This is a genomic window from Streptomyces sp. x-80 (assembly GCF_046549095.1).
GTDB classification, from domain to species: domain Bacteria; phylum Actinomycetota; class Actinomycetes; order Streptomycetales; family Streptomycetaceae; genus Streptomyces; species Streptomyces celluloflavus.
In genome coordinates, this window is record NZ_JAJPWM010000003.1 from 277,914 (window position 1) to 291,235 (window position 13,322).

Below are 13,322 nucleotides of genomic sequence, written 5' to 3' on the forward strand. Positions count from 1 at the left end.
GAAGTAGGGAGCGACACCATGTCCTCGCCGAGCCGGCTGGTGGAGATCCTGCGCAACAAGGGCGCCCTGGAGCCGGAGTGGGCACCGACCGTGGCGGCGGTCGACCGTGCCCACTTCGTACCCGACACGTTCGAGGTGGGCGACCGTACCGTCTCCCGGTCCGCGGACGAGGCGGAGTGGCGCCGCATGGTCTACGCCGACCTGCCGCTCATCACCCAGCACAACGACGGTGACGCCACGGACGGCCGGGTCGCCTTCCCCACCTGCGCGACGTCGATGCCCTCCCTCATGCTCGCCATGGCCGCGATCGTCCGGGACGGCGACGCGGTACTGGAGATCGGGACGGGCACCGGCTACCACTCCGCGTGGCTCGCGCACCGGCTCGGCGAGGACCGCATCACCACGATCGAAACCGACAAGGCCCTGTACGACATCGCCCGGCACAACCTGCGCCGCGCCGGATTCAGCCCGCACACGGTGTGCGGCGACGGCCTCGCGGGCGTTCCCGGGCGGGCGCCCTACGACCGCACCATCGCCACCTGCACGGTCCGCGACATCCCGTACGCCTGGGTGGCACAGAGCGCGCAGGAGGGCACCATCCTCACCCCCTGGGGCTCGTCCTTCCACTCCTACTCGTTCGCGACCCTGACCGTCCGCGACGGACAGGCCACCGGCCGCTTCTCCGGCCGCCCGGCCTTCATGTGGGCGCGCCAGCAACGCCGCTCCTACGGCCGCATCCGGGACTGGTACCACGGTGAGCGGGGCGACCTCGCGACGACCACGATCGACCCGCGGATCCTGGAGGAGGACCACCACGCCCGCTTCGCCGTCGGACTGCGGGTCCGGGACGCCTGGCCGCTGCTGAGCCCCGCCGACGACGGCAGCGACGAGGCCACCTACTGGCTCTTCGACGACGCCCGCACCTCCTGGGCCACCGTCGAATACGTCCCCGGCCGCGACCGCTACGAGACGGAACAGCACGGCCCCCGCCGCCTCTGGGACGAGGTGGCCGCCGCCTACCGCGCCTGGACCGGCGCGGGCAGCCCGCCGCGCGACCGCTACGGCATCACCGTCACCGCGGACGGCCAGCGCGTGTGGCTGGACGACCTGCCGCGGAGCTGACCGCGGATCCCGGCGCGCCGCCGGGCCAGGCCCGTCCCGGCGCCGCGTCGAAAAGGGCCGGGGTCCGCACCGTCCGGCGCGGGCCCCGGCCCTCACGTGTATCCCCCGCGCCTCTACGGCAGCGCCAGCATCCGCTCCAGCGCGAGCTTCGCGAGCGCGGCGGTCCTGGGGTCCACCTCGATCCGGTTGACCGTCTTGCCGGCCGCCAGCGATTCCAGTGTCCACACCAGGTGGGGGAGGTCGATCCGGTTCATGGTCGAGCAGAAGCAGACCGTCTTGTCGAGGAAGACGATCTCCTTGTCCTGGTCGGCGAAACGGTTCGCCAGCCGCCGGACGAGGTTCAGCTCGGTGCCGATCGCCCACTTCGACCCGGCGGGCGCCGCCTCCAGCGCCTTGATGATGTACTCCGTCGATCCGACGTAGTCCGCCGCCGCCACCACCTCGTGCTTGCACTCGGGGTGCACCAGCACGTTGACGCCGGGGATCCGCGCCCGTACGTCCTCGACCGACTCCAGCGAGAACCGGCCGTGCACCGAGCAGTGCCCGCGCCACAGGATCATCCGGGCGTTCCGCAGCTGCTCTGTGGTGAGCCCGCCGTTCGGCTTGTGCGGGTTGTAGACGACGCAGTCCGCCAGGGACATGCCCATGTCCCGTACGGCGGTGTTGCGCCCGAGGTGCTGGTCGGGGAGGAAGAGCACCTTGCTCGTCGCGGGGTCGCCCTGCGCGAACGCCCAGTCCAGGGCCCGCTTGGCGTTGGAGGAGGTGCAGATCGTGCCGCCGTGCTCGCCGGTGAACGCCTTGATGTCGGCCGAGGAGTTCATGTACGAGACGGGCACGACCTGCTCGGCTATGCCGGCCTCGGTGAGCACGTCCCAGCACTCGGCGACCTGTTCGGCGCTGGCCATGTCGGCCATCGAACAGCCGGCGGCCAGGTCGGGGAGGACGACCTGCTGGTCGTCGCCGGTGAGGATGTCCGCGGACTCGGCCATGAAGTGCACACCGCAGAAGACGATGTACTCGGCGTCCGGCCGGGCGGCCGCGTCCCGGGCCAGCTTGAAGGAGTCGCCGGTCACGTCGGCGAACTCGATGACCTCGTCGCGCTGGTAGTGGTGTCCGAGGACGAAGACCTTGTCCCCGAGCTTCGCCTTGGCCGCGCGGGCGCGCTCGACGAGGTCCGGGTCGGACGGCGCCGGGAGGTCGCCGGGGCACTCCACACCGCGCTCGCTCCGCGGATCGGCCTCGCGACCTAGGAGGAGCAGGGCCAGCGGGGTCGGCTGGACGTCCAGGGGCTGGGCGGTGGTCACGACACGCACCCTCTCTTTTCTGCGGACAGCAGACGGTAGACAGCGGGCGGCAGCGGTGGGCGAACCGCCTTTTCGTCTATTTGACGCTATCTATCATAGCGGCTTCGTGTCACGTTGACGACGGCCATAGTGTCGATGTGACGCATCCGCCTCCGGGCTTTTCCGGGCGACCGTGAAGCGCCGTCCGCCGGTGTGCGAGCATGAAAGGGAGAGCCTTCCGGCGATGCCCGGAGGCTTCTTGAGAACTTGCGCCCAGCCGGAATTAATCCGGGGCCCCGTCGGTTGCAGCCGAGGGCAAGCGGTCCGTACAACCCGGGAGAGATGTAGATGAGTGTTCAGGACGAGACCACCGTCAGCGACGGCATCATCCTGTCCGACGCCGCCGCGTCGAAGGTGAAGGGGCTGCTGGAGCAGGAGGGCCGGGACGACCTCGCGCTGCGGGTGGCCGTGCAGCCCGGCGGCTGCTCCGGACTCCGCTACCAGCTCTTCTTCGACGAGCGTGCGCTCGACGGCGACGTTGTGAAGGACTTCGACGGCGTCAAGGTCGTCACCGACCGGATGAGCGCCCCCTACCTGGGCGGCGCCTCCATCGACTTCGTCGACACCATCGAGAAGCAGGGCTTCACGATCGACAACCCGAACGCCACCGGCTCCTGCGCCTGCGGCGACTCCTTCAGCTGAGTCCGCGGGTACGAAAGGCGGCGCCCCCCCGGTCGGGGGAGCGCCGCCTTCGTCGTTTCCCGCTCTGCCCGGTGCCCTCGACGGATTCCGGTGCCGCCGGCGCGCTCCGGTACCGCCGGCCGGCTGACGGGCCCGGCGGACCGGCCGGATCTCCACGGTTTCCGGCCGACGGCCGCCGTCAGCGCTTCGGCACGGTCCCGCCGCTCGACACATCGACCACCTTCCGGCCGTCCAGCGGCTCCGCCAGCGTCACCGTCGCCGTGAACTCCTTGGCGATCTTGACGCAGACCTGCCCCGGCTCCCGCTCCGTGCCGACCACCTCGGCCCGCACCGTCGTGGCCGACTCCACCGCGCTCGCCGCGTAGCTGCTGCACACCCCGCCCCAGAAGCGCAGCGTCAGCTTCTTCCCGTCCTCGGTCACGGCATACGAGTCCAGCGCCGTCACCCCGGCCTTCCCGGACGGCCGCGGACCGTGCGGCGCGCCGCCGCCCCGCCGCGTCAGATACTTCGGCTGCACCGCGGGATGCGCGACCGTGGCCGTAGCGTCCGGGCCGTCGCCGGTGGTGCCCGCCTGGCGCACCGTGAACAGCCACGACGGCACCAGCGCCGGGCCGCCGTCCACGTACCGCATCGCGAGCCCGAAGACCGCGCCGGTCACTTCAGCCGGCTGCGGCGCCTTCGCCGGCGACGGCTCGCACGGGGCGATCCCGCCGGTGCCGGCGCCCTTGTCCGGCCCGGTGTCGGTCTGCGGCGTCCCGGTCTGCGGTGACGTGCAGCCGTTGCCGGGGCCGGGCCGCCCGCCGGACGAGTTCAGCAGCGCCAGCGTCTTGTCCGCACTCAGCACCGGATAGTCGGCTCCCTTGACGGGCCGCGCCAACTGGCCGCTGCCGCCGACCACTTGGCCGTCGGAGCCGACCTGGAGGGTGCTCTGCCAGCCGTATGTCGGCAGCCCGCCGAGCACCGGACGCGCGGTCACGGTCCGCACCGCGCCGGACAGCCCGCCCGTATCGAGCTTCGCGTCCGCCTGGCCGAGCGCCGCCAGCACCGGCCGTACCGCCTGCTCCGCCTTCTCCGGCGGCACCGCGCCCCCGCCGCCCTCGTCCGGGGCTGTGGCACCCACGTCGGCCCGGTACGAAGGGCAGCCCGGCGGGCTCGACGCCGGGCCCGCGGCGCCGCTCCCGCCGGACCCGGCCTTCGGCGAGGCGGGCAGCGGACAGTTCGTGCCGCCCGGGGTGCCGTACCGCGTGTACGTCCACGCGCCGGAGCCGGTCCGGTTCACCTGGAGGACGGGACCGTGGCCGTCCTGGGTCGGCCCGCCGACCCGCCAGACCGTGCCCTCCGAACGAACCTTTCCGGCCATATCCAGGGCCTTCGCCAGCCGCTCCACCGCGTCCTGGCCGATCTGTCCCTGTGGGCGGTACACGGGCGCGGCCGCCGGCCCGCCGGGCAGCTTCACCACCGCCCGGTAGCGCGCGCCCCGCGGGTCGGGCTCACCGGCGGCGATTGAACCCCCGCCGGCGGCGCCGTCGAGTGCCAGCGGCGGCGGGTCACCCTGGGCCGGTGCGCCCGTGCCGGATGCCGCGGCGCCGCCCGAGGACGCGGCCCAGTACGCCGCGCCGCCCCCGGTGAGCAGTACGGCGGCGGCCACCGAGGTGACCACCAGTGGAGTGCGCCGCCTGCGCACCGTGGGCAGCGAGGTGTCGGGGTTGCCGGGGCTATCGGTGTTGTCGGTGTTATCAGTGTTGTTGGTGTTGTCCGGGGTGTCGGGGGTCTGCACCGCATCGCTCCTTCGGCTCCGCTGGACATCTGACGTGTCATCCTCCGTGAGAGGAACGCCGATGGGACGGAGCCGGGGCGCGAGCGGTTCCCCGGCGTCGCCGCTCAGCCGCCGGGCTCGGACATACCGTCAGTCGCCGTACTCGGACATACCGTCGACAAGTGCGGCGGAGGCGGCCGGCACCTCGACCCCGCGCAGCTCGGCCGCGCGGCCCGGCGCCGGCGCGGCGGACCGGCCGGCCCGCCAGCGCGGCGCCATCCGCGCGCAGTCGCCGCGCAGCTGGTCCAGCGACTCCGGACCGTCGGCGGACCGCCGTCCGGGGTGCCCCGCCGCGCCGGCGCCCGCCGGGTCACGCGAGATGCCGGAAGAGGCGGAGGTGCTGGAAGCGCCGGAGGGGAAAGAAGTCCCGGAAGTGACGGAATGCGAAGTGGCGGGTTTCACATGCTTGGTCATACCGGCACCGTACGCACCGGGCAGCCTGCGGAGAAAGACCTACTATTGGGTAGATTCGTCAGGTAGGAGCGCCCAGGGCAACCCGGTAGCGTTGCCCTCCGTCCGCCGCCCCTTACGCCATCCGCAGGAGCAGATCCGTCGTGCGTATCGCAGTCACCGGCTCCATCGCCACCGACCACCTGATGACCTTCCCCGGCCGCTTCGCCGACCAATTGGTCGCCGATCAGCTGCACACGGTCTCCCTTTCCTTCCTGGTGGACCAGCTCGACGTCCGCCGCGGCGGCGTCGCCGCCAACATCTGCTTCGGCATGGGCCAGCTCGGCACCGAGCCGATCCTGGTCGGCGCCGCGGGCAACGACTTCGACGAGTACCGCGCCTGGCTCGACCGCCACGGCGTGGACACCCGCTCGGTGCACATCTCCGAGATCCTGCACACCGCCCGCTTCGTCTGTACCACCGACGCCGACCACAACCAGATCGGCTCCTTCTACACCGGGGCGATGAGCGAGGCCCGGCTGATCGAGCTCCACACCGTGGCCGAGCGGGTCGGCGGGCTGGACCTCGTCGTGATCGGCGCGGACGACCCCGAGGCGATGATCCGCCACACCGAGGAGTGCCGCACCCGCGGTATCCCCTTCGGCGCGGACTTCTCCCAGCAGATCGCCCGGATGGACGGCGACGGCATCCGCACCCTGCTGGAGGACGCGGCCTACCTCTTCTCCAACGAGTACGAGAAGGGCCTGATCGAGTCCAAGACCGGCTGGAGCGACGCGGAGATCCTCGCCAAGGTCGGTACCCGCGTCACGACCCTGGGCGCCAACGGCGTCCGCATCGAGCGGGTCGGCGAGCCGGCCATCGAGGTCGGCTGCGCGGAGGAGCGGACCAAGGCCGACCCGACCGGTGTCGGCGACGCCTTCCGCGCGGGCTTCCTGTCCGGTCTGGCCTGGGGCGTCGGCCTGGAGCGCGCGGCGCAGGTCGGCTGCATGCTCGCGACGCTGGTCATCGAGACCGTCGGCACCCAGGAGTACGAGCTGCACCGCAGCAACTTCATGGACCGCTTCACCAAGGCGTACGGCCACGAGGCCGCCGGCGAGATCCAGCCCCACCTGGTCTGAGCCCCACCTGGCCTGAGCCGTAGCGGCCGGGGCGGGGCCGGCCGTTCCGCCCCGGCCGGGCCGTCAGACGCGGCGCCGCACCAGATACGCGGCGCCGCGCTCCGCCGCCCGCTCGCCCAGGTACTCGTGATCGCGCATCGCGCACCAGGCGGGAATGTCCAGCCGCGCGGCCTCGTCGTCGGCGAGCACGGTCACCGTCCCGCCGACCGGCACCTCGCCGATCACCTTCGCCAGCTCGATGACCGGGAGCGGACAGCGCTTGCCGAGCGCGTCGAGCACCAGCTCACCGGGGGAGCCGGTGCCGGCTTCCGGGGGCGCGGCTTCCGGGGTGGCGGTTTCCGGGACGGCGGCCGCCGGGGACTCCGGCGCCTGCCGGGCCGCGCCTGCCGCCGGTCCCGCCGGCACCCCCAGCCGCTCCCGTACCGAGCGCACCACCTCCGGCAGCACCGAAAGGAAGCGGTCCACCGCCTCCTCGGGGGTGCCGTACGGGAGCGAGATCCGGACATTGCCCTCCGACAGCACACCCATCGCGCGCAGCACATGGCTCGGCGTCAGCGTGCTGGACGTACAGGACGATCCGGACGAGACGGAGAAGCCCGCGCGGTCGAGTTCGTGCAGCAGGCTCTCCCCGTCGACATAGAGACACGAGAAGGTCACCAGGTGCGGCAGCCGGCGGACCGGATCGCCGACCACCTCCACGTCCGGGACCAGCTCGGGCACCCGGACCCGGATCCGGTCCACCAGCCGCCGCAGCCGCGCCGCCTCGTCCGGCCCGCTCTCCGCCGCCGCGCGCAGCGCCCGCAGGGATGCCGCCGCGGCGATCACCGCGGGCAGATTCCCGAACCCCGGTACGCGGCCCGACTCCCGTTCGTCCTGCGGCCCCTGGGGTGAGAACCGGGTGCCCTTGCGGACCGCCAGCAGCCCGACCCCGGGCGGCCCGCCCCATTTGTGGGCGCTCGCCGCCAGCAGCGACCAGCCGCCGGGCACCGGCCCCCAGGGCAGCGACTGGGCCGCGTCCACCAGGAGCGGTACGCCCGCCTCCCGGCAGCGGGCCGCCACCGCCTCGACCGGCTGCTCGGTGCCCACCTCGTGGTTGGCGGACTGGAGGCAGACGAGCGCGGTGTCCGGCCGCAGCGCGGCCGCGACGTCCTCGGCCGCCACCCGGCCCGTACGGTCCACGGGCACCTCCGACAGCGTGCCGCCGGCCGCCTCGTGGCGGGCGGCGGCGTGCAGTACCGAGGAGTGCTCGACGGCGGAGTGCAGCAGCCGGCGGCCGACACGCCGACGGGCGGCGAGCGCGCCGGAGATTCCGGAATGCACGGCATACGTCCCCGAAGGGGTGAAAACCAGTTCGTCGGGGCGGCAGCCCACCGCCTCCGCGGCGGCCTCCCGCGCGGCGTCCAGCAGCAGCCGGGCCCGCCGCCCCTCGCGGTAGAGCCGGGCCGGATCGGCCCAGCCCTCGTCGAGCGCGGCGAGCAGGGCCTCCCGGGCGACGGGGTGCAGCGGGGCGGTGGCGGCGGCGTCGAAGTAGGGCACGTACGAGACGGTAGATCACGGTGCCCGGCACGGCACCGGCCCCGGGTCCCGGCGCGGCCGTGCGGGGCGGGGCAGGTGCCGCACGGGCCCGGGGGCCGGGCGCGGCGCCCCGGCGCGGTGCCGGGCGCCGCGTCAGATGCCTGGTGGGACCGGGGTTTCGGCCCCTTGGGGGTGCGGCGCGGCGCGTTGGGCACCCTCCCCGCGCGACCCCAAATAGCGTCCAGTAGGGTTTGGTCCGCATAAACATCCAAACCCCTGCCCGTGCCAGGGCCGGCGACCGACCAGCGAGACGGCCGCAGCCGGTCTCGCGGGCGAGACTCTCGGGAAGGCGCTACGTGAGTCCCAACGGCTCCGACCGCTCGTCGCGGCGCCCGATGCGGCGGAAGCTGCCGCAGGTGCTTGCTGCGGGCCTGGTCCTGGCGACCGCGACTGGTTGCACATACAAGGACTTCCCCCGCCTCGGCATGCCAACGCCCGTCACCGACGAGGCGCCGCGGATCCTCTCTCTTTGGCAGGGCTCCTGGGCCGCCGCCCTCGCAACGGGCGTGCTGGTGTGGGGCCTGATCATCTGGAGCGTGATCTTCCACCGCCGCAGCAGGACCAAGGTGCAGGTCCCCGCGCAGACGCGGTACAACATGCCGATCGAGGCTTTGTACACGATCGTGCCGTTCATCATCATCGCGGTGCTCTTCTACTTCACCGCGCGCGATGAGAGCGAAATCCTCAAGACCTCCAAGAAGCCGGACCACGTGATCAACGTGATCGGCTTCCAGTGGAGCTGGGCGTTCAACTACTTGGAGAACGTGGACGGCGACAAGTCGACCACGAACATCGATGCCAAGGAACTCGCCGCGATCCCGGACAAGTGGAAGAAGGGTGTGCCCGAGGGCGCCGAAGGCGTCTACGACGAGGGCACCCCGGCGACACGGAACCCGCAGACCGGCAACCCGGGCCCGACCCTGTGGCTGCCCAAGGGCGAGACGGTTCAGTTCATCCTGACGTCGCGTGACGTCATCCACTCCTTCTGGGTGGTGCCGTTCCTGATGAAGCAGGACGTCATCCCGGGCCACACCAACGTCTTCGAGGTGACTCCGAACCAGGAGGGCACCTTCATGGGCAAGTGCGCCGAGCTCTGCGGTGTCGACCACTCCCGGATGCTCTTCAACGTCAAGGTCGTCTCCCCCGAGAAGTACCGGGAGCACCTGAAGGACCTGGCGAAGAAGGGCCAGACCGGTTACCTGCCGTCGGGCATCAAGCAGACGGATCACGCCAGGAACGCGGAGACCAAAAACAAGTGAGCATCCTCAACGAACCTCAGGGTGCCGCCGCCGATACGGCTCCGGCAGCACCGCCCGTACGCCAGAAGCAACCCGGTATCGCTGTGGTGAAGTGGCTCACGACCACCGACCACAAGACCATCGGCACGATGTATCTGGTCACGTCGTTCGCGTTCTTCTGCATCGGCGGCGTGATGGCGCTCCTGATGCGCGCCGAACTCGCTCGCCCCGGCACGCAGATCATGTCGAACGAGCAGTTCAACCAGGCGTTCACGATGCACGGCACGATCATGCTGCTGATGTTCGCGACGCCGCTGTTCGCAGGATTCGCGAACTGGATCATGCCGCTCCAGATCGGCGCGCCGGATGTGGCGTTCCCGCGGCTGAACATGTTCGCCTACTGGCTCTACCTCTTCGGCTCGCTGATCGCCGTGGCCGGCTTCCTCACCCCGCAGGGTGCGGCCGACTTCGGCTGGTTCGCGTACTCCCCGCTCTCGGACGCGGTGCGTTCGCCGGGCGTCGGTGCCGATATGTGGATCATGGGTCTGGCCTTCTCGGGCTTCGGCACGATTCTCGGTTCGGTCAACTTCATCACCACGATCATCTGCATGCGTGCCCCCGGCATGACGATGTTCCGGATGCCGATCTTCACGTGGAATGTGCTGCTGACCGGTGTGCTGGTCCTGCTGGCTTTCCCGGTGCTGGCCGCCGCGCTGTTCGCCCTGGAGGCGGACCGTAAATTCGGTGCGCATGTCTTCGACGCGGCCAATGGCGGGGCATTGCTCTGGCAACACCTCTTCTGGTTCTTCGGGCATCCAGAGGTGTACATCATCGCGCTGCCGTTCTTCGGCATCATTTCCGAGGTCATTCCGGTGTTCTCCCGGAAGCCGATGTTCGGTTACATCGGTCTGATCGCGGCGACGATTTCGATCGCGGGTCTTTCCGTCACGGTCTGGGCGCACCACATGTATGTGACGGGCGGTGTGCTGTTGCCGTTCTTCTCCTTCATGACGTTCCTGATCGCGGTGCCGACGGGGGTGAAGTTCTTCAACTGGATCGGCACGATGTGGAAGGGCTCACTGTCCTTCGAGACGCCGATGCTGTGGGCGGTCGGCTTCCTGATCACCTTCACGTTCGGTGGTCTGACCGGTGTGATCCTGGCGTCGCCGCCGATGGACTTCCACGTCTCGGACTCGTACTTCGTGGTGGCGCACTTCCACTACGTCATCTTCGGCACGGTCGTCTTCGCGATGTTCTCCGGATTCCACTTCTGGTGGCCGAAGTTCACCGGCAAGATGCTGGACGAGCGGCTCGGCAAGATCACATTCTGGACGCTGTTCGTGGGCTTCCACGGCACCTTCCTCGTCCAGCACTGGCTCGGCGCCGAGGGCATGCCGCGGCGTTACGCGGACTACCTGGCGGCCGACGGCTTCACGACGCTGAACACCATCTCGACGATCAGCTCGTTCCTGCTGGGCCTGTCGATCCTGCCGTTCTTCTACAACGTCTGGAAGACGGCGAAGTACGGCAAGAAGGTCGAGGTCGACGACCCGTGGGGCTACGGCCGTTCGCTGGAGTGGGCGACGTCCTGCCCGCCGCCGCGGCACAACTTCCTCACGCTGCCGCGTATTCGTTCCGAATCCCCGGCGTTCGACCTGCACCACCCCGAGATCGCCGCCATGGACGCGCTCCAGAACCACGGCTCCTCGGATGACAAGGCGCTCGCCGGTGGCAAGGAGGCTGGCAAGTGAAGATCCAGGGCAAGATGTTCATCTGGCTCTCCGTCTTCGTCCTCGCCATGGCGGTCGTCTATGGCGTCTGGTCGAAGGAGCCCGCGGGAACCACCGCGCTGTTCCTCGCCTTCGGTCTGTGCATCATGATCGGCTACTACCTGGCCTTCACGGCCCGGCGGGTGGACGCGGGTGCGCAGGACAACGAGAACGCAGAGGTCGCGGACGACGCCGGCGAACTGGGCTTCTTCAGCCCGCACAGCTGGCAGCCGCTGTCCCTGGCCGTCGGTGGCGCGCTCGCCTTCATGGGCGTCATCTTCGGCTGGTGGCTGCTCTACTTCTCGGCCCCGATCATCTTCGTCGGACTCTTCGGCTGGGTCTTCGAGTACTACCGCGGCGAGAACCGCACGCAGTAGGCGCGGCGCACGTCGTACCGGGCGGGCCCGGACACCTCAACAGGTGTCCGGGCCCGCCCCGTTTCACCGCGGCCGACGCCCCCGTTTGCACTCCTCCAGCGCGCTGAAACGGGGGATTCTTCATATTTTTGGGTCATGAGTCACAGACCTCGAACCCGGACGGTGCTGAGGTGCGGCCTCCTGCTCGTGCCCCTTGCGGTGAGCGCCACCGCCTGCGGGGGCTCGGCGTCGGACCCGCTCTCCGCCAAGCCCTACGACGCGGCCGACCAGATCGCGGCCAACATCCCGGACGGCAAGCAGCGAGCGGACCCCAACAAGCCGATTGAGGTCTACGTCAAGGGGGACGACACGCGGATCACGGACGTGACCGCCACCGACGCCGCCGGCCGCCACGTCCGCGGCGAACTGAGCGCCGACGGCAGACACTGGCGCACCACCGCGCCGCTGGCCGCCGGCGCCCGCTACACGGTGCAGGTGAGCACCGAGAACGCGGACGGCGCGCCCGGCCGCAAGACCCTCGTGGCCGACACCGCGGACGCCGGTGACCGGCTGACGGTCAAGTTCGGCCCGGACAGCGGCGAGTACGGCGTCGGCCAGCCGGTCACCGCCACGCTGAGCCGGCCGGTCACCGACCCGAAGGCACAGGCCCTTGTCGAGAGCGCCCTGAAGGTCGACTCCTCCCCGCGCGTCGAGGGCGCCTGGCACTGGGTGGACGGCAAGACGCTGCACTTCCGCCCGAAGGACTACTGGCCCGCCCACGCCACCATCGCCGTGCACAGCAACCTGGACGGCCTGAAGGTCTCCGGAGGGCTCTACGGCGGCGCCGCGAAGCCCGTACGGCTCACCACCGGCGACCAGGTGGAGGCGATCACCGACGCCGCGGCACACACGATGACGGTGCTGCGCAACGGCGAGGCGATCAACACCGTCCCCGTCACCACCGGCAAGCCCGGCTTCTCCACCCGCAACGGCGTCAAGGTCGTGCTCGGGAAGGAGAGCTTCGTACGGATGACCAGCAACAGCATCGGCATCGCGGCAGGCAGTTCGGACGCCTACGACCTGCCGGTCTACTGGGCCACCCGGGTCACCTGGAGCGGCGAGTACCTGCACGCCGCGCCCTGGTCCGTCGGCTCGCAGGGCGCCGCCAACGTCAGCCACGGCTGCACCGGCATGTCCACCGCCAACGCGCAGTGGTTCTTCAACACCGTGCACGTCGGCGACATCGTCAAGGTCGTCAACAGCGGCGGCGACACCATGACGCCGTTCGACAACGGCTTCGGCGACTGGAACATGCCCTGGAAGGAATGGCGCGACGGCAGCGCCCTGAGGGGCCAGGGGACCGGTACCACGGGAGCGGCCGAGCAGCAGCCGGAGGCCGCCGATGCCGCCCGGCTGCGCCCGCGGATCTGAGGAGCGCGCCAGGGGCCGCTCAGGCCCCCGCGAGGAGCCTGGTGCGCAGCAGGGCGGCCAGCGCGTCGGCGAACGCCACCGGGTCCAGCGGATGGGTCAGCACGGCGTCCGCGCGGCTCCAGGTGGCCAGCCAGGCGTCCTGCGGGCGCCCGATGAGCAGCAGCACCGGCGGGCAGTGGAAGATCTCGTCCTTGATCTGCCGGCACACGCCCATCCCGCCCACGGGCGCCGTCTCGCCGTCCAGTACGCAGACGTCGATACCGCCCTGGTCCAGGGCCTCGATGACGGCCGGCTGGGTGGCGCACTCCAGGATCTTGAGCTGCGGGACATCGGCGGCGGGCCGCCGGCCGGCCGCCAGCCGGACCTGCTCGCGGGTGTTGGCGTTGTCGCTGTAGACCAGCACCGTGGCAGTCGCCTGCATCGTTCCTCCACGCTCTCGTAGCGGCACAGCATCGGGTGGGACCGTTGCGCGGATGCTACTCCCGCACCGGGCGCCCGCAG

General features: G+C 70.8%; 12 protein-coding genes. 7 read left to right on the forward strand and 5 right to left on the reverse strand.

Annotated features, from left to right (window positions below; all coding sequences use genetic code 11):
- The first annotated feature begins 18 nt into the window (after positions 1 to 18).
- On the forward strand, positions 19 to 1,122 hold the full coding sequence (locus tag ACLJWH_RS06790; RefSeq protein WP_411140666.1) for a methyltransferase domain-containing protein: 1,104 nt from the start codon (positions 19 to 21) through the stop codon (positions 1,120 to 1,122).
- 113 nt (positions 1,123 to 1,235) lie between these two features.
- On the opposite strand, the gene nadA is transcribed toward ACLJWH_RS06790, so the two are convergent.
- Positions 1,236 to 2,435, reverse strand: coding sequence for a quinolinate synthase NadA (gene nadA / locus ACLJWH_RS06795; protein WP_411140667.1), 1,200 nt, complete (start codon positions 2,433 to 2,435; stop codon positions 1,236 to 1,238).
- A 318-nt stretch (positions 2,436 to 2,753) separates the two neighbouring features.
- Here nadA and ACLJWH_RS06800 point away from each other — a divergent pair, with 318 nt between their 5' ends.
- The gene (locus ACLJWH_RS06800; protein WP_411140668.1) at positions 2,754 to 3,107 is read left to right on the forward strand and encodes a HesB/IscA family protein; all 354 of its coding nucleotides are present in this window, start codon (positions 2,754 to 2,756) and stop codon (positions 3,105 to 3,107) included.
- Positions 3,108 to 3,285: 178 nt separating this feature from the next.
- Here the strand turns inward: ACLJWH_RS06800 and ACLJWH_RS06805 are convergent, their stop codons facing one another.
- On the reverse strand, positions 3,286 to 4,884 hold the full coding sequence (locus tag ACLJWH_RS06805; protein WP_411140669.1) for a hypothetical protein: 1,599 nt from the start codon (positions 4,882 to 4,884) through the stop codon (positions 3,286 to 3,288).
- A gap of 129 nt (positions 4,885 to 5,013) precedes the next feature.
- Positions 5,014 to 5,337: a hypothetical protein gene (locus tag ACLJWH_RS06810; protein ID WP_411140670.1), complete on the reverse strand. Its 324-nt coding sequence runs from the start codon at positions 5,335 to 5,337 to the stop codon at positions 5,014 to 5,016.
- Between the two features lie 140 nt (positions 5,338 to 5,477).
- On the opposite strand from ACLJWH_RS06810, the gene ACLJWH_RS06815 reads away from it, so the two are divergent.
- Positions 5,478 to 6,452, forward strand: a complete 975-nt coding sequence (locus ACLJWH_RS06815) for a carbohydrate kinase family protein (RefSeq protein WP_411140671.1) — start codon at positions 5,478 to 5,480, stop codon at positions 6,450 to 6,452.
- Between the two features lie 63 nt (positions 6,453 to 6,515).
- Here the strand turns inward: ACLJWH_RS06815 and ACLJWH_RS06820 are convergent, their stop codons facing one another.
- Complete coding sequence (locus tag ACLJWH_RS06820) at positions 6,516 to 7,988, reverse strand: cysteine desulfurase/sulfurtransferase TusA family protein (RefSeq protein ID WP_411140672.1); 1,473 nt, start codon at positions 7,986 to 7,988, stop codon at positions 6,516 to 6,518.
- Positions 7,989 to 8,323: 335 nt separating this feature from the next.
- On the opposite strand from ACLJWH_RS06820, the gene coxB reads away from it, so the two are divergent.
- The 4 genes from coxB (at position 8,324) to ACLJWH_RS06840 (ending at position 12,821) form a co-directional block, all read left to right on the forward strand.
- The gene (gene coxB, locus ACLJWH_RS06825; RefSeq protein ID WP_411140673.1) at positions 8,324 to 9,286 is read left to right on the forward strand and encodes a cytochrome c oxidase subunit II; all 963 of its coding nucleotides are present in this window, start codon (positions 8,324 to 8,326) and stop codon (positions 9,284 to 9,286) included.
- Positions 9,283 to 11,016: a cytochrome c oxidase subunit I gene (gene ctaD / locus ACLJWH_RS06830; protein ID WP_411140674.1), complete on the forward strand. Its 1,734-nt coding sequence runs from the start codon at positions 9,283 to 9,285 to the stop codon at positions 11,014 to 11,016. Before coxB ends, ctaD begins: the two co-directional genes overlap by 4 nt.
- Positions 11,013 to 11,411, forward strand: a complete 399-nt coding sequence (locus tag ACLJWH_RS06835; protein WP_411140675.1) for a cytochrome c oxidase subunit 4 — start codon at positions 11,013 to 11,015, stop codon at positions 11,409 to 11,411. The genes ctaD and ACLJWH_RS06835 overlap by 4 nt, the downstream gene beginning before the upstream one ends.
- 135 nt (positions 11,412 to 11,546) lie before the next feature.
- Positions 11,547 to 12,821, forward strand: a complete 1,275-nt coding sequence (locus tag ACLJWH_RS06840; RefSeq protein WP_411140676.1) for an Ig-like domain-containing protein — start codon at positions 11,547 to 11,549, stop codon at positions 12,819 to 12,821.
- A 19-nt stretch (positions 12,822 to 12,840) separates the two neighbouring features.
- Here ACLJWH_RS06840 and ACLJWH_RS06845 read toward each other — a convergent pair whose 3' ends face one another.
- Complete coding sequence (locus ACLJWH_RS06845; RefSeq protein WP_411140677.1) at positions 12,841 to 13,242, reverse strand: hypothetical protein; 402 nt, start codon at positions 13,240 to 13,242, stop codon at positions 12,841 to 12,843.
- Positions 13,243 to 13,322: the final 80 nt, after the last annotated feature.